Origin of the sequence: Flavobacterium lacisediminis (genome assembly GCF_025909975.1) — a bacterium.
Classification (GTDB): domain Bacteria; phylum Bacteroidota; class Bacteroidia; order Flavobacteriales; family Flavobacteriaceae; genus Flavobacterium; species Flavobacterium lacisediminis.
The window spans coordinates 1-25,944 of record NZ_JAPCIO010000004.1 but is presented as its reverse complement, the minus strand read 5'-3'; the positions used below and the strand labels follow the sequence as shown (position 1 = coordinate 25,944).

The window sequence follows — 25,944 nt, the reverse complement described above, 5'->3', positions numbered from 1 at the left end:
AGTTCTAAATTTCTGTTTAATTTTACAAGCTTATTCTTTAGATTAATAATTCATCATGTTTAAAAAAATATTCATATCTGCATTTTTGTTGTTAAGTTCAATAGGCTTTTCTCAATTGAGTAACAAACATTGGCTACCACCATTACATGCAAGAGATGGAGGTGTTGTAGGTGAACATTACGTTTATCTATCAACACCCGAACCAACACCTTTTCAAGTTACAGTAACTAATGGAGAAGGGAATCCAATTATCGGTTCTCCTTTTACTATTTCACAGGGAAATCCTGTTAGAATTACAATAGGTAATAGTCAAGGTACAAATATGTTTTCTATTTTAGGTGATGTTAACGTAGTAAGAAGTAGAAAAGGATTAATATTAGAAGGTGCATATGATTTTTATGTAAGTTTTAGGGTGCGATCTCAAAATCATGCTGAAACGCTTGTTTCAAAAGGAAGAGCTGGAATTGGAACAAGTTTTAGAACTGGAAGTTTACCTCAAGATTATAATGGTGGTACAAGAAATTTTGTAACAAGTTTTATGGCTACAGAAGACAACACAACCGTAAACGTTTCTGATTACGATAATGATGTTGAATTTGTTTCAGGAAATGGAAATGTTTTGTTAGACAATTTAACTTATACACTAAATGCTGGTGAATCTGTTGTTTTATCTGGGTATACCGACATACCGGCTAATCTAACAGGATTTGTTGGAGCATTAATTACTTCGGACAAACCAATTGCAGTAAATACTGGTAATGCACTTGCTGGAATGGGTGATGAATTTCAAGGTCAAGATTTTAATTTTGATCAAATTGTACCCATTGAACAAGTTGGAGTAGAATATATTGTTGTAAAAGGAAATGGAAGTGACCTAACAGAAAGACCATTAGTAATTGCAACTGAAAACAATACTGCTGTTTATGTAAATGGTAGTCCAACACCAATTGCAACCTTAAATGCTGGAGATTATCATTTAATTCCAACCTCAAATTATCAGGGAACTAATAATCAAAACATGTACATAACAAGTAGCAAACCCGTTTACTTGTATCAAATATTAGCAGGTGACATTAGTGATGCAACTTCAGGATTGAACTTTATTCCGCCATTAAGTTGTTTCTTTCAAAGAACGGTTGACTTAATTCCAGATATTAATTTAATTGGGACTTTTCAATATACAGGAGAAATTATTGCTGTAACTTATGCCTCTGCAACCATAACTGTAAACGGAAACCCAACAACAGAATTTGCAGAACCTGTTATTGGAAATCCACAATGGGTTACGTATACTATTTCTGGTATAACTGGCAATGCACTAATTGAATCAACCGGACCATTAGCAGTAGGAGTTTTTGGATTTAATGGGAATGCAGGTTATGGCGGCTATTATTCTGGCTTTGGGAGTGAACCTCGAGACACAGAAGCAGTAGTTTGCTCTAGTGGACCAGTTAACCTATTAGATTTAATAGATGGTAATCCTGATACAGGAGGAACATGGAATCCACCATTAGCAGGTGGTACTGATATTTTTGACCCAAATATTGATACTGCAGGGATTTACAATTACACTTACAATGGAGACTGTGCAATAATTGATGTAGAAATTGATGTAACTATTCAGCAAGCAAATAATGCAGGAACAAATGCTGCAATAACAGTTTGTTCTGATGCCGCAACTTTTGATTTATTCCCTCTTTTAGGAACTGGAGTTACACCAAATGGTATTTGGTCTCCAGCTTTAGCTTCAGGAACAAGTGTTTTCAATCCTGCTGTTGATAATGGAGGAACTTACACTTATACAATTCCTGCGCAAGATGCATGTGCAGCAATATCTGCAAATGTAGTAGTAACAAATAATCTAATCCCAACTCTAATTTCGATTACGGATTATCCATTATGCGATAATAATGCAGATGGAAGTGACACTAATGGAATTGTAACTTTTAATCTTACAACCAAAACAAATGAAATTCTAAATAATCAAACAGGCGTTGTAGTTACTTACCACAACTTGGAAAGTGAGGCTATTGCCGGCACAAATGCTATTACTTCTATTTATTCAGGAAGCAGAATAATTTATGTAAGACTTACCAATACGACAACTAATTGTTATAATGTAACTTCTTTTAGTATTGTTGTAAATCCATTACCAATAATCAATTCATTAGTAACTTTAAAACAATGTGACGTCGACATTGATGCTATTACAAACTTTAATCTAACAGAAGCAAATACAATTATTTCCAATCAGTCTAACCTAGTATTTACATATCATAATAGTCTTGCAAATGCTATCGGAGGAACTTCTCCTATTACTAATCCTACTCAATATGTTTCTGCAAATAATGGTAGAGTTTGGGCAAGAATTGAAAATGAAAATGGCTGTTTTAGAACCAGTGAAGTTAATTTAATTGTTTCTACAACCGTAATTAATCTAACCAATCCTTACACCCTTTTTGAGTGTGATGATTATATAGATGCAGCTGACCCTAATGGTGATGGCTTTGATTATTTTAATTTGAGTACAATAGATAATATTATCACTCAACCATTTCCTGTAGGACAATCCTATACAGTAACTTATTACGAATATCAAAGTGACGCTTTACAAGAGATTAATGCTATTACAAATGTGACAAATTACAGAAACATTACAGCAAACAGTCAAACTATTTGGGTGAGAATTGACAGTAATTTGAATAACGATTGTGTTGGTCTAGGTCCATACTTAGAATTGATAGTTAATCCGTTACCTGTAATAGATTTAGGCATTGATTTCACTTTGTGTTTGGACCCAACAACTGGTGTTGGTTCACAAATTGTTGATGCAACACCTTCTATACCTGGAAATTATTCTTACGTTTGGACACCCGCTAATCCAAATGGAAATTCTCCATTATATGATATTACAGCTGCTGGGACTTATTCTGTTGTTGTAACCAATACCGATACTAATTGTACTGATGGTGATAGTATAACTGCTACTTTTTCTTCGGAACCTGAATCTGTATATGCTACTTTGATTACACCAGCATTCTCTATAGGATTATCTACTATTGAAGTAACAGCTGTGGGAGGATTTGGTGTTTATGAATATAGCTTAAATGCTATTGACTGGCAATCAAGTCCAATATTTACTGACTTACCAAACGGAAGTTATTCAATCTTTGTAAGAGACATTCAAGGATGTGGTTTATTGCAAACTCAAATGATTCAAACTATTACCTATAATAATTATTTTACACCAAATCAGGATGGCTATAATGACACTTGGAATATTTATTTACCAGAATCTTATGAGGGTGTAATTTACATCTACGATAGATACGGTAAGTTATTAAGACAAATTAGTCCGTATAGCGAAGGATGGGACGGAACATATAATGGTAATTTATTACCTTCTACTGATTATTGGTTTAAAGTAGAATATTTAGAAAACAATCAAAAGAAAGAATTTAAGTCGCATTTCAGTTTAAAAAGATAGCAATGGAATTAGGTTCAATTAGAACAGAAATAGCAAACAATATTGCAAATGTAACTTTTTCGCACCCAGCGAGTAATTCATTTCCAAGTTCGTTACTACAAGAATTAACAGATGAGTTACAATCGTTAAATAAAAATGAAAACGTAACAATTATAGTGCTTCAAAGTGAAGGAATTGGCGCATTTTGCGCGGGTGCTTCTTTTGATGAATTAGTAGCGATTTCTAATTATGAAGACGGAAGTAAATTCTTTTCAGGATTTGCCAATGTGATTAATGCCATGCGAAAATGTTCTAAATTAATCGTTGGAAGAATTCATGGCAAAGCCGTTGGTGGAGGTGTTGGATTGGCTGCTGCTTGCGATTATACTTTTGCAACACAAAAAAGTGATATCAAATTATCTGAAATTGCCATTGGAATTGGCCCATTTGTTATTGAACCTGCCGTAAGTAGAAAAATTGGAAAAACCGCTTTAGCAGAAATGACCTTGACTCCTACACTTTGGAAATCAGCAAATTGGGCAAAAGAAAAAGGATTGTTTACAGAAGTTTTTGACACTATTGAAGAATTAGATAATCGTTTAAAAAATTACACAACCGAACTAGCCCAATACAACAAAGAAGCTTTAGGCGACATGAAAGAAGTATTGTGGGAAGGCACCGATAATTGGGATAGCTTATTGTATGAAAGAGCTGCTATTTCAGGACGACTGGTTTTGTCTGATTTTACAAAAAAAGCATTAGAAAAATTTAAAAAATGAGAAGTATAATCATTTTTCTACAACAAGTAAACGTAGAACAAAAATTAAAAGAAGCTCCTGATAGTCAATATCAAATTGGTGTATTAATTGGCTCATTTGTTCCTTTTATCGTATTAGTTGGAATAGCTTATGCGCTATACTATCGAGCTAAAAAGAAAGAACAAAATTTAAAATAAGAACCATGTCAAACATAAGAATTACCAAACAATTTAACTTTGAAACTGGTCATGCTTTGTACGGGTATGATGGAAAATGTAAAAATGTTCACGGACATAGCTATAAATTATCAGTTACTGTAATTGGTAAACCCATAAAAGATAATTCCAATGTAAAATTTGGAATGGTGATTGATTTTGGTGATTTGAAAAAGATTGTAAAAGAACAAATTGTTGACGTTTTTGATCATGCTACAGTTTTTAACAAAAACACACCCCACATTGAGCTAGCTCATGAATTAAAATCAAGAGGGCATGATGTTATATTGGTAGATTATCAACCTACTAGCGAAAATATGGTAATTGATTTTTCAAATAAAATAAAAAATCTTTTACCAGAAAACATAAAATTACATTCCCTTCGTTTACAAGAAACTGAGACTTCTTTTGCAGAATGGTTTGCTAGCGATAACGAATAACCACATCTATTCTATAAACAACTTCCTATAATGGAGACTTTGCTATTTTAGGATTTTTAATAATGGTTTTAACTTTATTATCATTATAAAATTGCATTATTACAAAAGCACCAATTAAGCAAGAAGCTACACCTTCAAAAAACAAAACACCACAATATTGTATCATACTTACTTTTCCGCCAAAAAAGAAAGTATCCGATAATGTTGTCAGGTAGCTTTCTCCACCTTTTATATAGATGAAAGCAATCAACCCAATTATTCCTAAAAAGACTCCTAATACTCCTGTTACAAAACCAGAAAATAGATTTTCAAAATAGTCCATTTTTCCTTTATCGTAATTATATTTAATGGTTTTATGAATTCCATATAATACGATAAAAGCATTTAACGAACGTAAATAATTTTTACTTGCCAATCCTAAAAAATCCATTAATAGGAAAAACAACCCGATTCCTAAAAAGATTAGAAATGCATTTTGTAATACTGTTTTATTTTTCATGACTTTCAAAGTTTAGATTAATAAAATTACGAATTTTAATCTAAACTATTGAAAATCAATACATAAAACTAAGTTAAATTAAAAACGATTATCACCATCCAACATTCTTCCTAAGCCTCCAAGTAGGCTTCCTTCTTCTCTTCCACTTCCTCCTGCCTTTGGTGCCGATGCAATAATTCTATCAGCTAAACGAGTAAATGGTAACGATTGTATATAAACAATTCCAGGTCCGCGAAGTGTTGCAAAGAAAATTCCTTCTCCACCAAAAATGGTGTTTTTAATTCCTCCAACAAACTCAATATCATAATCTACATCTTTGGTAAACCCAACTAAACAGCCTGTGTCTACACGAAGTAATTCTCCTGATTGCAATTCTTTTCTAGCTAAAGTTCCTCCAGAATGTACAAAAGCCATCCCGTCACCTTCAATCTTTTGCATAATGAAACCTTCCCCTCCAAACAAACCTGTTCCTAATTTTTTAGAAAATTCAATTCCTACCGAAACTCCTTTTGCAGCGCATAAAAACGAATCTTTTTGACAAATAAACTTTCCTCCAAATTGCTGCAAATCTATTGGAACAATTTTTCCAGGATATGGAGAAGCAAAAGACACTTTACGTTTTCCCATATCTAAATTTTGATAAGCTGTCATAAATAAACTTTCACCTGTTAGAACACGCTTTCCAGCTGAAAGTAATTTACCGAAAATTCCGGCTTGTTGTTCTTGACTTCCATCGCCAAAAATAGTTTCCATTTTGATGCCGTTTTCCATCATCATGAAACTTCCTGCTTCGGCAATTACGACTTCTTGCGGATCTAATTCGATTTCCACATATTGCATTTCTTCACCATAAATATGGTAATCTATCTCGTGTGCTTGCATAATTTTTAATTTTCTTAATTAGTCGAACAGAGAAATAAAATGTTACTGTAAAAACAAAAAACCGAAAACAATAGTGCTTTCGGTTTTAATTTATAATTAGAAATATCTTATTTCATCAATTCGGATAATTTTAAGGTTTTTCCGCACATATCGGCTGTAATTTTAAAGATTACATCTCCTTTTTTACCTTCATTTGCCCAACGCACTTCTTTTCCAACATTACATCCAATACTCGTTTTAGAACCTTTATTCAAAGACACGAAACCTGTTCCAGTGTGAATGGAAATTTTATCTTTAGAATCATTAATAAGAGAAAAACTTTCTCCAAAAAACACTTCTGTATTTGACGTTTTGTCTAAAATTACTTTTTCTAATGTTCCAAAAGAAGTCAACATTAAAAAGCTTACAGCTAAAATGGCTAATTTCATAGTATTACGTTTAAAATTATAAATTACTCTTTGATTTAAAAATTAAAAATGTCCTAAAACCGATTTTCGAATTAACGAATTAAATACTTTATATCCTAATAAACGTCTTATAAAGCTCATAAAATTAGCATCAAATCCAATAGTGTATCGCTTAAAATTTTTATTTGGATTTTCTGCGATATTAAATAAGGTTTTCGTAATAATAGGAGTAAGATTTGTATTTTTCTTTGTTTTTTTATGCAAAATGGCGGTCACTTTATCCATTAACCTATTGTAAGAATCAATTTTAGTTGCTTTGCATTTGGTAACATTGGCCTGAAATGAAGTAGGTGCATTTCCAAATTGAACAGTACTTACGCTAATATTAAAATCTAATAATTCATACGACATACATTCAGAAAAACTTTCTACCGCTTGTTTTGTGGAATGGTAAAAACTACCTAATGGCAAATTGACTAAACCTGCAATCGAAGAAATAGTGATAAATTGACCAAAATTTTGTTCTCTAAATACAGGAATAAAAGCTCTACAAACTTTAACAACTCCTAACCAATTAACATTAACAATGTTATCAATTTTATTATCTTCAGACAACTCTACAAAACTTCTGTACCCAAGTCCCGCATTGTTTAAAACAACATTGATTATTTTGTGCTCGTTTAGAATTTTATCTTTTGCGCTTTCAATACTTTCGGTTGAAGTAACATCAAGTTCATAGCAACAAACATTAGGAATCGTTAGTAAATCATCCGCTAAATCAATTGAAATCATAGTAGCAATAACCGTCCAATTATTTTTTGCAAAAAACAAAGTCGTTTCTTTACCTATTCCGCTGGAAGCTCCAGTAATCAATATAGTTTTTTTCAAGATTTTCTTTTTAGTAATCTAATTTCACATAACCGATTTCTCGACTAATTCTTGCTTTTCTACGATTAATGTATGATGATGAATTAGATGCTTTATATTTTCTTGGATTAGGAAGAATCGCAGCAATTCCTGCAGCTTCATAACGAGTTAAACTAGAAGCGTCTTTTCTATACCAATGTTTTGCAGCTGCTTCTGCTCCATAAACACCATCGCCCATTTCTATGCTATTCAAGTAAACTTCCATGATGCGTTTTTTACCCCAAATTAGTTCAATTAAAACGGTGTAATACGCTTCTAAACCTTTTCGAACATAACTTCTGCCTTGCCAAAGAAAAACATTTTTTGCCGTTTGCTGCGAAATCGTACTTCCACCTTTTAAACGTTTACCTTTTTGATTATTCTTAAAGGCTTTTTGCATGGCCTCAAAATCGAAACCTGAATGTTCTAAAAAACGTCCGTCTTCACTGGCAATTACAGCTTTTTGAAGATTTAAGGAAATTTCATCTATTGGTACCCATTCGTGACTACAAACCATATCTTTTCCTTCTTCATTATGTTCTAACGCTCTCATTCCCATTAACGGTGTAAACGGAACAGGAACAAATTTAAAAAGTAAAACAATGAAAAAACTGATGATGTTAAACCATAGAAAAAGCAACCAAAAGAAACGTAATATCTTTTGACCTGTGGTTCTTTTTTTTGCAGGTGATTTTGGTGATTTACTTTTTGAAGTAGTTCTTTTTGCCATATTATATTAAATCTGCTAATTCTTGTCCGACTAAACTACCTATGGCAACGCCCATTCCGCCCATACGCACACCGCAATAGACATTATTTGAAAGTTGTTCCACTATTGGTTTTTTGTGTGTTCCCACACCCATAGTTCCACTCCATCGGTGTTCGATTTCAAACTCTTGATGTGGTAAAATTACTGTTTTTAACAACTCTTGCAAACGATTTTGAATCAATTCTGTGGTATCGTGTGAAGTGGTTGTTTCACCTTTAAAATCTAAATTTCTTCCGCCACCAAAAAGAATTCTATCATTGATATTTCTAAAATAAAAATACCCTTTGTCTAAATGAAAAGTACCTCTAATGTCTAAATTAGGAATTGGTTTAGTAATTAAAACTTGGGCTCTCGCTGGTTGCACTTGATTGTTAGTCAATTGGGATGCAAAACCATTTGTAGTGAATAATAATTTATTGGTTTTGAATGCAATTCCGTTAGTTTCAACCTCAACACCATCATTCAATTCTTTAAAACTTGTTACAGTTTGGCTATTTAAAATCAGAATATCATTTTGATGTGCTTTTTTTAGCAACGCTTGCATCATATTACCTGTATCTATTTGCGCTTCAAACGGATTGAAAATCAGATTTTCGAATATTCCACCAAAATTAAAACGATCTACTTCTTTTGAAAATACATCTGTTTTGAAAAGCGGTTTAATGATATCGTTGATGAACGAAATTTTCTGAATACACTCGTTATAAAACGATTCATCTTCTTTTAAGAATAATTCGTAACCTCCATAAGGTTTCAAATCAATTACGGAATCACCGAGATTTTTTCGAAGCAATTGCAAACCTGCATATCGTTTTTGAATGAGTTGAATAACTTCTTCTTCGGTATGGGTTTTTAAATCGTCTATGATTTCGGAAATACTACCAAAACATGCAAAACCAGCATTTTTGGTACTGGCACCTTGAGGCAAAACGCCTTTTTCGAGAATTAAAATTTTAGCAGCAGGAAATCGGTCGCGCAACGCTAATGCGGTATGCAAACCTACAATTCCACTACCTACGATAGTGAAATCAACGTTTGAAAACCAATTTTTTAATTCCCAATAACTGAGTTGCATAATTAATACCTGTTAATTGTGAAACAAATAAAATTAATTGTCTTCTTCAGAAGTATTCGTAGTCATTCTTCTCGCTTTAATTGCTTTCATTATCAAAGGAAATGAAGTTACGGCGATTAAAATCAGGATAATTGTTTCAATATGCTTTTTTAAATCGATGCCAAATTCATCATTAAAGAATCCATATAAATAATGTCCTGCAAAAACCAAAAGAAATGACCATAATAGCGAACTCAACACATTATAAAACATGAATTTGCTTTTTTCCATACGCACAATTCCTGCTATAATGGGTACGAATGTTCTAACAATAGGTAAGAAACGGGCAAAAATGATAGCTTTTCCACCGTGTTTTTCGAAAAAAGCTTGAGATTCATATAAATATTTTTTCTTAAAAAAGAAACTATCTTGTTTATTGTATAAAAACTGTCCGCTTGTAGCTCCAAACCAATAACCGAAAACATTTCCTAAAGTTGCAGCTGTAGCTATTAATAAAGCCAATATGGTAACATTAGACAAATCGCTTGGAATCATGAAAAATGTTTCAACTAATTCACGACTATAAATTCCCGAAAGAAACAACAAACTATCACCTGGAAGAAAGAATCCAGCGAATAAACCTGTTTCTGCAAAAACGATAAACAATACCATGTAAATTCCGATAGGAATTCCTCCAACCTCCATTGTAATATAGAATTCGGGATTAAAAAGCTTGGTCCAGTGAAAATCGTTCATAGCTATGCCAATTTATTTACAGATTTTGCTACAATCATGGAAACCGCTGCGTCACCTGTAACATTTACTGTAGTTCTACACATATCTAAAGGTCGGTCGATAGCGAAAATTAGGGCTAGACCCGCTTCAGGAATTCCAGCTTGCGCTAATACAATAACCAACATTACCATTCCAGCACCAGGAACAGCAGCACTTCCAATAGAAGCTAAAGTTGCTGTAACAATAATTCCTAATTGAGTAGCTAAAGATAAATCCATACCAAAAGATTGCGCAATAAAAACAGCTGCAACAGCTTGATACAAACTGGTTCCATCCATATTAATGGTAGCACCAATTGGTAAGACAAAACTTGCAACTTCATCATCAACACCTAAATTATCAACCGTTCTTTCCATTGTAACTGGCAAAGTCGCCGCACTTGAACTAGTAGAAAAAGCTAATAATTGTGCTGGCGAAATTCCGTTGATAAAGAATCTTGGACTTTTTTTAGCAAACACTTTTACTAGAACTAAGTAAATACACATTACTAAAATTAGACCTATAATAACTGTTAAACCATACATTCCAAGTGCTTTGAACAAATCCAAACTCGGTGATTCGGCAACAATGGCTGCTAATAAAGCGAAAACTCCAAACGGAGAAAACAACATGATTAAATCAATCATTTTTAAGATAATTTCATTAAAACTATCAAAAAAGTCCTTAACGGGTTTTGATTTATCTTCAGGAAGTAAAATCATTGCAATTCCAAAAATAACAGCAAAGAAAATCACTTGCAACATATTTCCATTATCCGCAGAAGCTTTAATAATATTATCAGGAACAATGTCAATTAATGATTGCAATGGTCCAACTTCACTTTGTTTGTTTGCTGCTTCAATTTTTGAATTGGCATCAGCTGTATAACTTGCAACTAATTCTGTTCGTGTTTGTTCCGAAATATAACTTCCCGGCTTGATGATGTTTACGATTACCAAACCAATTGAAACTGCTAAAACCGTTGTTAAAATATATAAACCAATGGTTCTTCCGCCCATTTTAGATAATTTCGAAATATCTTTTAAGTCGGAAATTCCTTTAATTAATGAAGCTAAAATCAAGGGAACAGCAATCAATTTTAATAAATTAATAAAAATGGTTCCGAATGGTTTTACCCAATCAACAATAACTTCTTTTCCCCAAGTAAATTGAATCAATATAAAAGCGAATAAAACTCCGAAAACCATTCCAAGTAATATTTGCCAGTGTAGTGCTAATTTTTTCATTATCAATTTTGCTTTTAAGATTGTGAAAATAGGGATATTTTTTTTAATCATAAAATGATAGTAGAAATATTCTCATTATAATCATCAAACAGCAAATTGATTGTATATTAATTTATTGGTTTTTTTAAACGATAATTTAACATATGTTCAACTATTTACTCATTAATTTAATAATACTACATTTTTTATTGTAATTTTTTTAATATTTAATATTGCAATAATGAAAAACTTAAATATATTTGCTTCAACTAAAAACCCCCAACTAAAAATTATGAAACAAAAATTTCTCTTTATTGCTTTATTAGCAACTTCGAGTTTCCTTCAAGCTCAAGACAAAGGAACGTTTTGGAAAACAGCTCAAAGCAAAAGTAAAGTCGCTTTGGAAAGTAAATTAGAACTTCCAGAAAAACAACTTTTAGATTTAGATGTTTCAGCAGCAACTAATTTTTTAAGAAACGCTCCTGAACGTTTTTCAAAACAAAATTCAAACGTAATCCTTGCATTACCTAATCCGGACGGAACAATGGAAAATTTCAAAATTTATGAAAATTCCAATATGGATCCTGAATTAGCAGCAAGATATCCAGAAATTAAATCATATATTGGAATTGGGATAGACAATCCAACGGCAAGCGCTTATATTAGCACTTCTCCTCTAGGATTTAAATCTATGGTTTTAAACCCAGGAAAACCTGCTGTATTTGTAGAACCATATTCTCAAGATTTGCAAACATATACAGTTTACACTAAAGCAGACAAAAGAACCGCTTTCACCAAATTCGAATGTTCGGTTTTAGACAGAATAACACCAACAGATGGTAGTAATTTAAGACCAAATGCAGATGACGGAAGTTTAAGAACTTTCCGTTTAGCAATGTCGGTTACCGGCGAATACACTGCTTATTTTGGAGGCACAAAAGCGCAAGCATTAGCAGCTATCAACAATACAATGACGCGTGTTAATGGTGTTTTTGAGAAAGACTTCAATGTAAGAATGGTATTGATTTCTAATACTGATTTAGTTATTTACACAAGTGCTTCTACTGATCCTTATTCTGCCTCAAGTTCAATGTCGAACTGGAACCAACAATTACAAACTACTTTAACTAATACTATTGGAAATGCAAACTACGACGTTGGACACTTATTTGGTGCTTCAGGTGGTGGTGGAAATGCAGGTTGTATTGGATGTGTTTGTGTGAATCCAACTTCAACAGTTCCATTAGGAAAAGGAAGTGGTTATACTTCTCCAGCAAATGGCGTTCCTTCAGGAGATGCATTTGATATTGATTATGTAGCACACGAATTAGGACACCAATTTGGAGCTAACCACACTTTCTCAATGAACAATGAAGGTACTGGTGCTAACATGGAGCCAGGTTCTGGTTCAACTATTATGGGATATGCTGGAATTACTAGTCAAGACGTTCAATTGAATTCTGATCCTTATTTTCATGCTATCAGTATCCAACAAGTTACAAATAACATTAAAGCTAAAACTTGTCCAACCATTACAGCAACAGGAAATTCAGTTCCTACAGCAAATGCTGGATTAGATTTTACTATTCCAAAAAGCACTCCATTCATGCTAACAGGTTCTGGAACTGATGCTAATGGAGATGCATTAACTTACATTTGGGAACAATTCGACAATGCTTCTTCTACGCAAACAGGAGCAAGTTCTGCTGCAAGTGCAACTAAAACATCTGGACCAACTTTCAGATCGTATAGCCCTTCAACTTCAACTTCAAGATATTTCCCAAGAATGCAATCGGTTTTAACAGGTGCTACTACTACATCTGGTTCAGAAATTGTAGTAGAAGCTTTACCATCTGTAGCAAGAACTTTGAATTTCAGATTTACAGTTAGAGACAACAGAGCTGGCGGATCTGCAAACAATAGTGACGACATGAAAATCACTGTTAATGCAACTGCAGGACCTTTTGTAGTTACAGCTCCAAACACTGCTGTTTCTTATGCAGGTGGTTCATCTCAAACTATTACATGGAACGTTGCAGGAACAACTGCAAACGGAGTTAACTGTGCTAACGTGGATATTTTAATTTCTACTAATGGTGGATCAACTTGGTCAACTTTATTAGCTGCAACTCCAAATGACGGAACTCAAGCAGTAACAATTCCAAATACACCAGGAACTCAAAACAGAATCATGATTAAAGGAACTAATCATATTTTCTTTGATGTTTCTAATACGAATTTTACAATTACAGCTGGAACTACTACTGACACAACTGTTCCATCAACTCCAACATTATCTGCTTCTGGAACTACTCAAACAAGCACAAACTTATCTTGGACTGCTTCAACTGACAACGTAGGTGTAACAGGCTACAATGTTTACAGAGGAACAACTTTACTTACAACAGTCACTGGAACAACTTACACTGCAACTGGATTAACTGCCTCAACTGCTTATTCATTTACAGTAAGAGCAAGAGATGCTGCTGGAAATTTATCAGTTACAAGTAACACAGTTAATGTAACAACTTTAGCTGCAACAACTACAGATACAACTGTACCATCAACTCCAACATTATCTGCTTCTGGAACTACTCAAACAAGTACCAACTTGTCTTGGACAGCTTCAACTGACAACGTAGGTGTAACAGGATACAATGTTTACAGAGGAACAACTTTAGTTACAACTGTAACTGGAACAACATACACTGCAACTGGATTAACAGCTTCAACAGCTTATTCATTCACAGTTAGAGCAAGAGATGCAGCTGGAAATTTATCGGCAGTAAGTAATACAGTTAACGTAACAACTTTAGCAGCTACTACTGTTACTTATTGTGCTTCACAAGGAAATAGTACGGCTGACGAAAGAATCGGAAGAGTTCAATTTGGAACAATTAACAATGCTTCAACTGGAAATGCTGGTTACGAAAACTTTACATCTATTTCAACAAATATTGTAAGAGGTACAACTAACACTATTACTATTACTCCATCTTGGACTAGCACTGTGTATAGCGAAGGTTATGCTGTATTTATCGACTATAACAACGATGGTGATTTTATTGATGCTGGTGAAACTGTATTCACTAGAACTGCAACAACAGTAACTCCAGTTAGCGGAAGTTTCACAATTCCCGCAACTACAACCGTAGGAGCTAAAAGAATGAGAGTTTCTATGAAATACAATGGTGTACCAACATCTTGTGAAGCTTTCTCTTACGGACAAGTAGAGGATTATACAATTAATGTAACTTCAACTGCTAGAGAAGTTGAAACTACTCCTCTAACTTTCAGTTTATATCCAAATCCTGTTAAAGGAGATGTATTAAACATTTCTGACTTTGACGGTGAAGCTTCTTACAGAATTTTCAGCGCTGTGGGTCAAGATTTAGGTAATGGAAAAGTTGAAAATAACACGATTAGTGTTGGCCACTTAGCAACAGGAACTTACATCATTGAAGTTACTACTGCAAACGGAACTAACATGAAACGTTTTATCAAACAATAATTTCAATAAAAGGAAAACTAAAAACCGCTCAATTACTGAGCGGTTTTTTTATGGCTATATTTTTGTATTTTTATGCCATTAATATTTACAACCATGAAAAAATTAGCTTTACTAATTACTTGTATTATGAGTATAACTGCTGCAACCGCACAAAACGTAATGACGCCCGAAACCTTATGGCAATTAGGTAGAGTTACTCCTTTAGGAATTTCAAAAGATGGAAAACTATTGGTTTTCAAAGTGGGAACGCCTTCTGTGGAAGAAAATAAAATCAATTCAAAATATTATACTATCCCTGTTCAAGGTGGAACTGCTACTTTGGTGGAAGATTATAAATCATTATTAGCTGATAAAAACGTTTCTCCTGATGGAAAAAACCTTTTATTTTCGAAAGAAGTAAAAGTAGAGAAGTTATTAGGAAAAGACCTTTATCCAGAATTATCAAAAACCACAGCTCAAGTGTATACGGGATTAGATTACCGTCATTGGGACACTTGGAATGATGGAACGCACAACCACGTTTTCTATTCGGAAAATAAAAAAGATGCCGTTGGAATTGATATTATGCCAAACGAACCATTTGATGCGCCCCAAAAACCATTTGGCGGTGATGAAGACTACATTTGGTCACCTGATGGAACAAAAATCATTTACGTATGCAAAAAGAAAGCCGGAACTGCTTATGCAACCAGCACCAACACCGATTTATACGAATACGATTTAGCAACCAAAACCACAAAAAACCTTACTGAAAGTAATTTAGGTTACGATACTCATCCAATTTTTTCACCAAAAGGAGATTTGTCTTGGTTACAAATGAAACGCGATGGTTTTGAAGCGGATAAAAACGATATTATCGTGCGTCATAAAGGTTTAGATATTAATTTGACAGCAGGTTGGGACGGAACCGTAGATAGTTTCACTTGGAGTAAAGATGGAAAAAAAGTATATTTCATTGCACCAATCAAAGGAACGAAACAACTTTTTGAAGTCAATTTTCCTGGTTTAACAAAAATTGCGGTTCGAGTAACTCAATTAACCGATGGTGATTTTGATGTGAATGCGATTGTTGGTTTTTCAGGAACTTCGGTTTTAGTAACTCGAAATGATATGAACCATGCTCCTGAAGTATATTCGTATGATTTAGCTAAGAAAACTTGGAAACAAATTACTAAAGTTAATGATGAAGCTTATGCTAAAATCACTGCTTGTAAAACAGAAAAACGTTGGGTTACGACTACTGATGGTAAAAAAATGTTGGTTTGGGTAATTTTACCTCCAAATTTCGATAAAACTAAAAAATATCCAGCGCTTTTATACTGCCAAGGTGGACCACAAAGTGCATTGACACAATCGTATTCTTTCCGTTGGAATTTTCAATTAATGGCTTCTCAAGGCTATGTAATTGTTGCGCCAAATCGTAGAGGAATGCCAGGACACGGAACCGCTTGGAACGAACAAATTTCAGGAGATTGGGGCGGACAAGTTATGGATGATTATTTAGCAGCTATTGACGATGTAGCAAAAGAATCGTACGTAGATAAAACGCGTTTAGGTGCTGTTGGTGCGAGTTACGGAGGTTATTCCGTATTTCAATTAGCTGGAATTCACAAAAATCGTTTCAAAACATTCATTTCGCACTGTGGTATTTTCAACACAGAAAGTATGTACGGAACTACAGAAGAAGTTTTCTTTACGAATTGGGATTCTGGTGGCGCTTATTGGGAAAAAGACAATGCAAAAGCGCAAAAAACGTATAACGAATTCAATCCAATTAAGTTAATCAACAACTGGAATACTCCGATTTTAATTATTCAAGGCGGAAAAGATTACCGTGTGCCAATTGGACAAGGACAAGAAGCCTTTCAAGCGGCACAATTAAAAGGAATTAAAAGTAAATTCTTGTTGTTTCCAGATGAAAACCATTGGGTGTTAAAACCACAAAATGCATTGGTTTGGCAAAAAGAATTTTTTGGTTGGTTGAAAGAAACACTTTAATAGTTCAAGAGCAAGAGCAAGTTCAATTTTCAAATTGTTCTTGTTCTTGAATTTGATTTTTGACCTTGAAAATGATATCCTTTGAAAACATAGAACTCACCATCAAAACCTTTCATAAGCATGGCTTAACGAAAGAGGCAGCGCTATGGCTTTTAAAAGTATATGAATTAGAACATCCCAATTTTACAGGTTTTGAATTTAGAGAAGCCGCAAAACCCGATTTTATTTTAATGACTGCCGAAGGTGAAATTGGAGGCAAACAAATCATACGTATTCCTGAAAATACATTTGAATTTCCGTTGGTTTTGATGTTGAATTTATTGGCTCATGAAATGATGCACGTAAAACAAAAAGCACCAGGAGTTGCCATGCAAGACAAAAACGAACGCGAATGGCAAGCGTATTACGAAATGTTGTTTCACAAAGAGTTTCCTTTGATTCCGAAGGCTTCAGTGCATCATCAGAAATTTTTTGCAGAAAAAGCTATGATTTATTACAATCGTTCGGAAAAAGAAGCCAATCCGTTGCGAGTGAAATATGAAAATCAGAAATTAGAAATTGAAGAATTAATTAAAAGTTTAGGATAAAAAAAAGCGATTTCAAATTGAAATCGCTTTTTTAGTTATTATTCTTGAGGGTCTTTCATTACAAAAGATTCCATGAATTTTGTAGTGTAATTTCCAGCCACATAATCTGGTTCGTCCATTAATTGTCTGTGGAATGGAATAGTGGTTTTGATTCCTTCGATTACGAACTCATCTAAAGCACGCTTCATTTTATTGATAGCCTCTTCTCTTGATTGAGCAGTTGTAATCAACTTAGCAATCATAGAGTCATAATTTGGTGGAATTGTATATCCAGCATAAACGTGCGTATCTAAACGTACTCCGTGTCCTCCTGGCGCGTGTAAAACTGTAATTTTACCTGGAGAAGGGCGGAAGTCGTTATAAGGATCTTCAGCGTTAATACGACATTCAATAGAGTGTAATTGTGGATAGTAGTTTTTTCCTGAAATTGGAATTCCAGCTGCTACCATAATTTGCTCACGAATTAAATCGTAATCAATTACTTGTTCAGTAATAGGGTGTTCTACTTGGATACGCGTATTCATTTCCATGAAGTAGAAATTTCTGTGTTTGTCAACCAAGAATTCAACCGTTCCTGCTCCTTCGTACTTAATGAATTCGGCTGCTTTAACCGCTGCATTACCCATTGCTTCACGTAATTCGTCAGTCATAAAAGGTGACGGAGTTTCCTCAGTCAATTTTTGGTGACGACGTTGTACAGAACAATCTCTTTCTGATAAGTGACAAGCTTTTCCGTAAGAATCACCTACAACTTGAATTTCGATATGGCGAGGTTCCTCGATTAATTTTTCTAAGTACATGCCATCATTACCAAAAGCAGCAGCCGACTCTTGACGAGCACCTTCCCACGCTTTTAATAAATCTTCTTTTTTCCAAACGGCACGCATTCCTTTTCCACCACCACCAGCAGTTGCTTTAAGCATTACCGGGTAGCCAAATTCATCCGCTAATTTTTCAGCTTCTTCATATGAATCTAAAATTCCAACTGAACCTGGCACACATGGCACACCCGCTTCAATCATAGTTGATTTTGCTGATGCTTTGTCTCCCATACGGTCAATCATTTCTGGAGAAGCTCCAATAAACTTGATGCCGTGCTCTTGACAAATTTTAGAAAATTTAGAATTTTCAGATAAGAATCCGTATCCTGGGTGAATAGCGTCTGCGTTTGTAATTTCGGCTGCTGCTATAATGTTTGACATTTTTAAGTAAGAATCTTTACTTGGTGCAGGTCCTATACAAACCGCTTCATCAGCAAACTTTACGTGTAAACTTTCAGCATCAACAGTTGAATATACAGCAACCGTTTTGATGCCCATTTCTCTACAAGTTCTAATTACACGTAGTGCAATTTCACCTCTATTGGCAATTAATATTTTTTTAAACATGTTTTTTTAATTAGATAATTAGACAATGTGTCAATTAGACAATTATGAAGAAAGAAAACTTCTAACTTCCAACTTCTAACTTCTAACTTTATTAAGATGGATCAACTAAGAATAAAGGTTGATCAAATTCAACTGGAGAAGAATCATCTACTAAAATTTTCACGATTTTTCCTGAAACTTCTGATTCGATTTCGTTGAATAATTTCATTGCTTCAATCACACAAAGAACATCTCCTTTTCCGATAGTTGAACCTACTTCAACAAACATTGGTTTGTCTGGTGCAGGTTTTCTATAGAAAGTACCAATGATTGGTGATTTTACAGTAATATATTTTGCGCTATCATCAGCTGCTGGAGCTGCTGGAGCATCAGTAACAACAGGAGCTGCTACTACTTGAGGAGCTGCCATTTGAGGCGCTGCTTGCATTGGCATTTGTTGCACGTAAGTTGTAGTGCTTTCTGTTCCTTCAGTAGTTGTTTTTATGGTGATTTTAAAATCGTCCATTTCTAATTTAACTTCTGTAGCGCCCGATTTGGCTACAAATTTGATTAGGTTTTGAATCTCTCTAATATCCATAATATTTGATTTAGTTTAGTTTGTTTTTATTTAGTGTAAGCCCATTTTAAATAGATAGCACCCCATGTGAATCCGCCACCAAAAGCTGCAAAGATAATGTTATCTCCTTTTTTCAATTGGTTTTCGAAATCTGATAATAATAAAGGTAGGGTTGCCGAAGTGGTATTTCCGTATTTTTGAATGTTGATTAGAACTTTAGATTCGTCTAACTCCATACGATTTGCAGTAGCATCGATAATTCTTCTGTTTGCCTGATGCGCTACTAACCAATTGATATCGTCGTGAGATAAATTGTTGCGCTCCATGATTTTCTCACTTACATCAGCCATTCCAGAAACAGCATATTTGAAAACCGTTTTTCCGTCTTGGAAAACAAAATGTTGTTTGTTTTTAACGGTTTCTTCTGAAGGAGGTAAAATAGAACCACCCGCTTCAATTTTTAAGAATTCTCTTCCGATTCCATCACTTTTTAGAATTTCATCTTGAAGACCTAATCCTTCTGTATTTGGTTCAAACAATACGGCTCCTGCTCCATCACCAAAGATGATACAAGTAGCTCTGTCTGTATAATCAATAATTGATGACATTTTATCGGCACCAATTAATAAAACTTTTTTGTATTTTCCAGATGCAATATAAGCTGATGCTGCAGACATTCCGTAAAGGAAACTCGAACAAGCGGCTTGTAAATCAAATGCAAAGGCATTTGTTGCGCCAATTTGTGTAGCTACATAAACTCCAGTTGAAGCTACTGGCATATCTGGTGTTGCCGTTGCCATAATCACTAAATCGATATCTTTAGGATCTAAATTGGCTTTCTCTAATAAGTTTTGAGCGGCTTTAATTGCCATGAAAGAAGTACCTTGGCCTTCTTCTTTTAACAATCTTCTTTCTTTAATTCCGGTACGAGTGGTAATCCATTCGTCATTAGTATCTACTAATGTTTCCAATACTTGATTCGACAGAACAAAGTCGGGAACATAAGAACCTACTGCCGTAATTGCTGCTGTTATTTTATTCATCTTCGATTAATTTTTCCTTCTGAATTTTTAAGATTCAAAAAGTGGTGGAAATTACAAAAAAAATTTCAAACGAATCCTATTCGTTTTTGTTAATTATAAACGAAATAGGTACTTAACAAAAAAACTCTCACAATGTGAGAGTTTTCTCTATTTTTTCTCTGATGCAATTAAGCTACTGCTTCATTTTTATCAATTACAACTTGACCTCTGTAGTACATTTTACCTTCATGCCAGTAAGCTCTGTGGTATAAGTGTGCTTCACCAGTTATTGGACATGTTGCGATTTGAGCAACTGTCGCTTTGTAATGTGTTCTTCTTTTATCTCTTCTTGTAGACGACTGTCTTCTCTTAGGATGTGCCATTGTTCTATTTTATTTATCCGTTAATAGTTTTTTTAAATTCTCCCATCTAGGGTCAATATCATTATTTTGTTGTTCTTCTTTTTTGTTTTCTTTTGGAGAAAGCGATTCCAGTTTTTCAATTACATCTGTTAAAGAACCATCTTTAACACCTGGATGTACTCTTCGTAAAGGAACTGACAATATAATAGACTCATATATATATTGCGCCACATTTACTTGAAATTCACCATGAGGCAAAATGAGCAACTCCTCATTCTCATCATTAAAGGCATCTCCAAACTTAACTAAAAGTTTTAATTTTCCTTTAATTGGCAAATCAAACTCTTCTCCAGACACATCGCAAGGTACATTTACTGTTCCTTTGTGCTTAAAATCGAGTTCAAGCATAGTGCTTTTCTTCTCTAAAACAATATCAACTTTGACTGAAACGGCATTGTATTCGTCGTAATCAAAGTTTTTAAAGAACGTATTATCTATTTGATAATCAAACTGATGCTTCCCTATTTTTAATCCCACGAATGGTATTAAATATTCTTTTAAATCATTCATAACAACAGTTTTACCTTTTTAAAAGGTGTGCAAAGATATAAAATATTTATAAATTCAAACCAGTTGTGAACATTTTTTTGTTTATAACTGTTTTTCTTTTGTTTTTAAAGGGTTTTTAATCAGCTCTTGATAGTCATTTCTTTTGTTATAAATATCAATTGCTAAATAAACTGCCTCTTTAAATGACTCGTGATTAGCCACTCCTTTACCTGCAATTTCATACGCAGTTCCGTGATCGGGAGAAGTTCTAATTTTATTTAACCCTGCTGTGTAATTTACTCCGTTACCAAACGACAATGTTTTGAAAGGAATCAATCCTTGATCATGATAAGTTGCAATTACCGCATCGTATTTTTCATATTGTGCCGAACCAAAAAATCCGTCCGCTGGAAAAGGTCCGAAAACCATGTTTCCTGCTTCAAATAATTTCTTTAATGCTGGTTTTATAATTCTTTCTTCTTCTTGACCAATCACACCATTATCTCCTGAATGTGGATTCAATCCTAAAACAGCTACTTTTGGTTTTTCAATTTCAAAATCTTGCTTCAACGTTTGAATGATGGTTTTAATTTTACTCGAAATTAATTTTTCATTCAAATGTTTCGCTACTTCATTCACTGGAACATGATCAGTAAGTAATCCAACACGTAAATCATCGTGCACCATTAACATTAACGCATCGCCTTCTAACTCTTTATCTAAATAATCAGTGTGACCTGGGAATTTGAATTCTTCTGATTGAATATTATACTTATTAATAGGCGCTGTTACCAAAACATCAACCAATCCTTCTTTTAGCGCTTTAGTAGCTGCAACAAAAGATTTTATAGCATAACTTCCTACAACATCATCATTTTTCCCGAATTCTAAATTTACACCTTCACGCCAAACATTCAATACATTGATTTTTCCAACAACTAATTGTTCTAATTTGTCAATTCCATGAATAGCAACATCTAACTTTAGCTCTTTCTTTAAAAAAGAAACGATTTTTACATTCGCAAAAATTACAGGCGTACACAATTCTAACATTCGAGTATCTTCAAATGTTTTTAAAATAACCTCGCTTCCAATACCATTTAAATCTCCAATCGAAATTCCAACAATTATATTTTCTGCTTTTTTAACCATGACAAATGTGATTTATTGCTTACTTTTGATGTGCAAATTTAGTAAAATTAAATCAGTTATGTTTACCGGAATTATAGAAACCCTCGGAATTATAAAAGAAATCGAAAAAGATCAGGAAAACCTGCACTTAACGGTAGAATCTGAAATTACACATGAATTAAAAATAGACCAAAGCGTAGCCCATAATGGCATTTGCTTGACCGTTGTAAAAATTGAAAACAAAAACTACACGGTAACTGCGATTAAAGAAACTATCGATAAGACTTCTATTGGAACTTGGAGTGTAGGTGATGTTGTAAATTTAGAACGCGCTATGAAACTTGGCGATAGACTTGACGGACACATTGTTCAAGGACATGTTGACCAAACTGGAACATGTATCAATATTAAGGAAGCGAATGGAAGTTGGGTTTTCACGTTTGAATATGACGCCTCTTTAAACAACATTACAATTGAAAAAGGTTCGATTACGATAAACGGAACAAGTTTGACTGTAGTGAATTCAGGGTTAAACACTTTTCGTGTTGCCATTATTCCTTACACTTTTGATCATACTAATTTTAATACTTTTAAAATTGGCACAACCGTAAATTTAGAATTCGATGTAATTGGAAAATATGTAAGTCGATTGAATGAATTAAGAAAATAAAAAAAGGCTCTTACAAAGAGCCTTTTTTTATAGATATATATTTCTTAGATAAATAATAACCAGAAACTAATGCCAAAACAAATAGTACAACTATACCTCCATCAATAGGTAAACCTGGTGGCGGTGGTGGAGTTGGTGGTGGCGGATTTTGATCTGCAGCTAAAACACCTTGAATACTAAATAGTACTACTAAAATTGTTATAATTTTATTCATAATTGTTCTCATTGGGCGCAAAAGTATAATTTATATCATTCTTCTACTAATAAAAGAAATTATTTAATAATAAGTTTATATTCTACAACACGAACTCATTAGAAAACACGAAAATATAAATATTTTTATACTTTACAAGTTATTTTTAGAAAAAAACTTAAAAAAAACTTAATTTTTGTAATTTATAAGTATTTTCTTATTTATTAATACAATAAAAGTGGTCCCACCTGGGCTCGAACCAGGGACCACCTGATTATGAGTCAGGTGCTCTAACCAACTGAGCTATAGGACCAGTATTGAAGTTGCAATATTAAGACTAATTTTTATGGCAACCAAATCTTTTTTTAAACTTTATTTGATTTCTTGACAAAGCTCTATTAGTACACCATTCGTGCCTTTTGGATGCAAAAACACAACCAATTTATTATCAGCACCTTTCTTAGGAACTTCATTTAAAATCACAAAACCTTCGTTTTTTAACCGAACAACTTCTTCATTAATGTCATTTACGTCAAAAGCGATGTGATGGATTCCTTCTCCTTTTTTTTCTAAAAATTTAGCGATTGGACTTTCTGGATTTGTTGCTTCAAGTAATTCTATCTTATTAGGCCCATTCATAAAAAAAGAAGTTTTCACACCCTCACTTACCACTTCTTCTTCCTTATATGGTGGTTGTCCAAATAATTTTTCAAATAAAAGATTAGAAGCTTCCAAACTTTTTACAGCAATTCCTATATGTTCAATTTTTCTCATTTTTAATAATTTAAATCGACTTCAAAGTTAACAAAAAAGCGGCAAGGATTAAGCATAGACATTTATATATAGTTACAAAAGGATACGGCTTGATGAATTTTTATGTATTTTTGCATCATGGAAACAAATAGACAAAAAAAAATAGGAGCACTTTTACAAAACGACTTAGTTTCGATTTTGCAAGGTGAAATCCGTAAAAATAACATCAACAACCTAGTGATTTCGGTTTCAAAAGTAAATGTAACTTCAGATTTATCCATTGCAAAAGTTCATTTAAGTGTATTCCCTACAGATAAAGCACCCGAAATTTTAGCAGCAGTTAAAAGTAATGCTCCACTTATTAAGCACGACTTAGCACAACGCGTAAAAAACCAATTACGTAAGGTTCCAAATTTAATTTTCTACATCGATGACAGTTTAGACTACATCGAAAAAATCGACAAAGCGCTAACTGGAGAAGAAAACCCTATTGAGAATCCTGATTTATTAGAAAAAAGAAAGAAATCGTAATTTGAACCTTTCCTTTTACATAGCCAAACGATATGCTGTAAGTTTTAGTAAAAACAAAGCAATTAACATCATTACGGGAATTGCTTCTGTTGGAATTATAGCGAGCACTATGGCGCTATTTGTTTTTTTGTCAGTTTTTAGCGGATTGAAAGAATTTAGCTTAAATTTTGCTAATGCCTCCGACCCTGATTTACGAATCGAAACTACTACAGGTAAAACATTTGTGGTTACCCCAAAACAGGAAGAATTACTTAAAAAGAGTAACAATATTGTTTCCTACAGTAAAATTATTGAAGAGCGCGTTTATTTCATGTATGATAACAAAGAATTAGTTGCTCATATAAAAGGAGTAGACAATCAATTCATACAGGTAACAGATTTCAACAATCATTTATATGCTGGAGAATGGTTTGAAACCAATTCAGAGCACGTAGTTGTGGGAGCAGATATTAGCAGAAAACTTGGCTTAGGATTATTTGATTACAACAATGGCTTGGAAGCTTATGCTCCAAAACCAGGAAAAGGCAACATTGAAAATCCGAATGAAGCTTTTAATAAAGTTTTATTATTCCCATCTGGAATTTATTCAATTAATGAAGAATTAGATGGTAAATATGTTTTTTGTTCCATTGATTTGGCTCATGCCTTTTTAGACATAAAAAACAATGAGATTACTAATCTTGAAATAAAACTTAAGCCAAACGTAAATGAAAATCAAGTTAGAGAAGAGCTCACTTCTATTTTAGGCAACTCAATCAAAATAAAAAACCGAGCACAACTTAACGATTCGCTTTATAAAATGCTACAATCAGAAAACCTATTCATTTATTTGTTTAGTACATTAGTTGTGATTCTTACCTTATTTTGCCTTGCGGGAGCCATTGTAATGATTATTATTGATAAAAGAGACAACCTTAAGACTTTATACAATATTGGCGTTACACAAACGTCTATCCGCACCATATTTTTTACTCAAGGAATAATCATTACCTTATTTGGATTAGTTATTGGATTAGGATTAGCAATTGTGATTATTTTACTTCAACAGTATTTTTCTTTTATCATGATTACACCTACAATGCCTTATCCTGTTCTTTTTGAATGGCAAAACATGGTTATTGTGATTATGACAATAGTAATTCTTGGTTTAGTTTCTTCTTGGATAGCATCAGGGACTGTCAATAAAAAATTATTTAGTTAAACAAAAAAGCAACTCTACGAGTTGCTTTTTTGTTCTAATTTCTAAAAAGAATTATTTCTTCACAATTAAGAATTCACTTCTTCTGTTTTGTGCGTG

The 25,944-nt window shown here is 33.5% G+C and carries 26 protein-coding genes and 1 tRNA gene; 10 read left to right on the top strand and 17 right to left on the bottom strand.

Going from position 1 to position 25,944, the window contains the following annotated elements; translation table 11 throughout:
• Positions 1-55: 55 nt before the first annotated feature.
• From OJ995_RS07155 to OJ995_RS07140, 4 genes are read left to right on the top strand one after another with little or no spacing between them, the layout of a single operon-like run.
• Positions 56-3,487 (top strand): T9SS type B sorting domain-containing protein, encoded by a 3,432-nt coding sequence (locus tag OJ995_RS07155; RefSeq protein ID WP_264368789.1) that lies wholly within the window; start codon positions 56-58, stop codon positions 3,485-3,487.
• Positions 3,488-3,489: 2 nt separating this feature from the next.
• Positions 3,490-4,245 carry an enoyl-CoA hydratase/isomerase family protein gene (locus tag OJ995_RS07150; RefSeq protein ID WP_264368788.1) on the top strand — a complete coding sequence of 252 codons (756 nt, stop codon included), beginning with the start codon at positions 3,490-3,492 and terminating at the stop codon, positions 4,243-4,245.
• Positions 4,242-4,421, top strand: coding sequence for a hypothetical protein (locus tag OJ995_RS07145; RefSeq protein WP_264368787.1), 180 nt, complete (start codon positions 4,242-4,244; stop codon positions 4,419-4,421). Before OJ995_RS07150 ends, OJ995_RS07145 begins: the two co-directional genes overlap by 4 nt.
• A gap of 5 nt (positions 4,422-4,426) precedes the next feature.
• A complete protein-coding gene (locus OJ995_RS07140) occupies positions 4,427-4,879 on the top strand; it encodes a 6-pyruvoyl trahydropterin synthase family protein (protein ID WP_264368786.1) in 453 nt (150 codons plus the stop codon).
• 25 nt (positions 4,880-4,904) lie between these two features.
• Here the strand turns inward: OJ995_RS07140 and OJ995_RS07135 are convergent, their stop codons facing one another.
• From OJ995_RS07135 to OJ995_RS07100, 8 genes are all read right to left on the bottom strand, one after another.
• Positions 4,905-5,378, bottom strand: coding sequence for a hypothetical protein (locus OJ995_RS07135; RefSeq protein ID WP_264368785.1), 474 nt, complete (start codon positions 5,376-5,378; stop codon positions 4,905-4,907).
• 78 nt (positions 5,379-5,456) lie between these two features.
• The gene (locus OJ995_RS07130) at positions 5,457-6,260 is read right to left on the bottom strand and encodes a TIGR00266 family protein (RefSeq protein ID WP_264368784.1); all 804 of its coding nucleotides are present in this window, start codon (positions 6,258-6,260) and stop codon (positions 5,457-5,459) included.
• Between the two features lie 107 nt (positions 6,261-6,367).
• Positions 6,368-6,688 carry a hypothetical protein gene (locus OJ995_RS07125; RefSeq protein WP_264368783.1) on the bottom strand — a complete coding sequence of 107 codons (321 nt, stop codon included), beginning with the start codon at positions 6,686-6,688 and terminating at the stop codon, positions 6,368-6,370.
• A gap of 42 nt (positions 6,689-6,730) precedes the next feature.
• Positions 6,731-7,555: an SDR family NAD(P)-dependent oxidoreductase gene (locus tag OJ995_RS07120; RefSeq protein WP_264368782.1), complete on the bottom strand. Its 825-nt coding sequence runs from the start codon at positions 7,553-7,555 to the stop codon at positions 6,731-6,733.
• A 10-nt stretch (positions 7,556-7,565) separates the two neighbouring features.
• Positions 7,566-8,303: a monofunctional biosynthetic peptidoglycan transglycosylase gene (mtgA, locus tag OJ995_RS07115; RefSeq protein ID WP_264368781.1), complete on the bottom strand. Its 738-nt coding sequence runs from the start codon at positions 8,301-8,303 to the stop codon at positions 7,566-7,568.
• A 1-nt stretch (position 8,304) separates the two neighbouring features.
• Positions 8,305-9,417, bottom strand: a complete 1,113-nt coding sequence (locus OJ995_RS07110; RefSeq protein ID WP_264368780.1) for an NAD(P)/FAD-dependent oxidoreductase — start codon at positions 9,415-9,417, stop codon at positions 8,305-8,307.
• Between the two features lie 33 nt (positions 9,418-9,450).
• Positions 9,451-10,152: a DedA family protein gene (locus OJ995_RS07105; protein ID WP_264368779.1), complete on the bottom strand. Its 702-nt coding sequence runs from the start codon at positions 10,150-10,152 to the stop codon at positions 9,451-9,453.
• Positions 10,153-10,154: 2 nt separating this feature from the next.
• Positions 10,155-11,417, bottom strand: a complete 1,263-nt coding sequence (locus tag OJ995_RS07100) for a dicarboxylate/amino acid:cation symporter (protein ID WP_264368778.1) — start codon at positions 11,415-11,417, stop codon at positions 10,155-10,157.
• Between the two features lie 271 nt (positions 11,418-11,688).
• Here OJ995_RS07100 and OJ995_RS07095 point away from each other — a divergent pair, with 271 nt between their 5' ends.
• The 3 genes from OJ995_RS07095 (at position 11,689) to OJ995_RS07085 (ending at position 17,492) form a co-directional block, all read left to right on the top strand.
• Entirely contained in the window at positions 11,689-14,907 is a 3,219-nt protein-coding gene (locus tag OJ995_RS07095; RefSeq protein WP_264368777.1) for a reprolysin-like metallopeptidase, read from the top strand.
• A 93-nt stretch (positions 14,908-15,000) separates the two neighbouring features.
• Positions 15,001-16,905 carry a S9 family peptidase gene (locus OJ995_RS07090; protein ID WP_264368776.1) on the top strand — a complete coding sequence of 635 codons (1,905 nt, stop codon included), beginning with the start codon at positions 15,001-15,003 and terminating at the stop codon, positions 16,903-16,905.
• Between the two features lie 71 nt (positions 16,906-16,976).
• Positions 16,977-17,492, top strand: a complete 516-nt coding sequence (locus OJ995_RS07085; RefSeq protein ID WP_264368775.1) for a hypothetical protein — start codon at positions 16,977-16,979, stop codon at positions 17,490-17,492.
• Positions 17,493-17,530: 38 nt separating this feature from the next.
• On the opposite strand, the gene accC is transcribed toward OJ995_RS07085, so the two are convergent.
• The 6 genes from accC to pdxA form a co-directional block, all read right to left on the bottom strand.
• Positions 17,531-18,880, bottom strand: a complete 1,350-nt coding sequence (gene accC / locus OJ995_RS07080; RefSeq protein WP_133609366.1) for an acetyl-CoA carboxylase biotin carboxylase subunit — start codon at positions 18,878-18,880, stop codon at positions 17,531-17,533.
• A gap of 91 nt (positions 18,881-18,971) precedes the next feature.
• Positions 18,972-19,457, bottom strand: a complete 486-nt coding sequence (gene accB, locus OJ995_RS07075; RefSeq protein WP_264368774.1) for an acetyl-CoA carboxylase biotin carboxyl carrier protein — start codon at positions 19,455-19,457, stop codon at positions 18,972-18,974.
• A 26-nt stretch (positions 19,458-19,483) separates the two neighbouring features.
• Positions 19,484-20,479: a beta-ketoacyl-ACP synthase III gene (locus OJ995_RS07070; RefSeq protein ID WP_264368773.1), complete on the bottom strand. Its 996-nt coding sequence runs from the start codon at positions 20,477-20,479 to the stop codon at positions 19,484-19,486.
• Between the two features lie 167 nt (positions 20,480-20,646).
• A complete protein-coding gene (rpmF, locus tag OJ995_RS07065) occupies positions 20,647-20,841 on the bottom strand; it encodes a 50S ribosomal protein L32 (protein ID WP_008255033.1) in 195 nt (64 codons plus the stop codon).
• A gap of 9 nt (positions 20,842-20,850) precedes the next feature.
• The gene (locus OJ995_RS07060; RefSeq protein ID WP_264368772.1) at positions 20,851-21,390 is read right to left on the bottom strand and encodes a YceD family protein; all 540 of its coding nucleotides are present in this window, start codon (positions 21,388-21,390) and stop codon (positions 20,851-20,853) included.
• Positions 21,391-21,471: 81 nt separating this feature from the next.
• Positions 21,472-22,521: a 4-hydroxythreonine-4-phosphate dehydrogenase PdxA gene (gene pdxA, locus OJ995_RS07055; protein WP_264368771.1), complete on the bottom strand. Its 1,050-nt coding sequence runs from the start codon at positions 22,519-22,521 to the stop codon at positions 21,472-21,474.
• 58 nt (positions 22,522-22,579) lie between these two features.
• Between pdxA and OJ995_RS07050 the strand changes: the two genes are divergently transcribed.
• Complete coding sequence (locus tag OJ995_RS07050; RefSeq protein WP_264368770.1) at positions 22,580-23,170, top strand: riboflavin synthase; 591 nt, start codon at positions 22,580-22,582, stop codon at positions 23,168-23,170.
• A 10-nt stretch (positions 23,171-23,180) separates the two neighbouring features.
• Here OJ995_RS07050 and OJ995_RS07045 read toward each other — a convergent pair whose 3' ends face one another.
• The 3 genes from OJ995_RS07045 to mce form a co-directional block, all read right to left on the bottom strand.
• Positions 23,181-23,384, bottom strand: a complete 204-nt coding sequence (locus tag OJ995_RS07045; protein WP_264368769.1) for a hypothetical protein — start codon at positions 23,382-23,384, stop codon at positions 23,181-23,183.
• 218 nt (positions 23,385-23,602) lie between these two features.
• Positions 23,603-23,676 (bottom strand) — tRNA-Ile (locus tag OJ995_RS07040).
• 59 nt (positions 23,677-23,735) lie between these two features.
• Positions 23,736-24,137, bottom strand: a complete 402-nt coding sequence (mce, locus tag OJ995_RS07035) for a methylmalonyl-CoA epimerase (protein WP_264368768.1) — start codon at positions 24,135-24,137, stop codon at positions 23,736-23,738.
• A 117-nt stretch (positions 24,138-24,254) separates the two neighbouring features.
• On the opposite strand from mce, the gene rbfA reads away from it, so the two are divergent.
• Positions 24,255-24,647 (top strand): 30S ribosome-binding factor RbfA, encoded by a 393-nt coding sequence (gene rbfA / locus OJ995_RS07030; RefSeq protein ID WP_026726411.1) that lies wholly within the window; start codon positions 24,255-24,257, stop codon positions 24,645-24,647.
• Position 24,648: 1 nt separating this feature from the next.
• Positions 24,649-25,848 (top strand): ABC transporter permease, encoded by a 1,200-nt coding sequence (locus OJ995_RS07025; RefSeq protein ID WP_264368767.1) that lies wholly within the window; start codon positions 24,649-24,651, stop codon positions 25,846-25,848.
• Positions 25,849-25,944 lie beyond the last annotated feature (96 nt).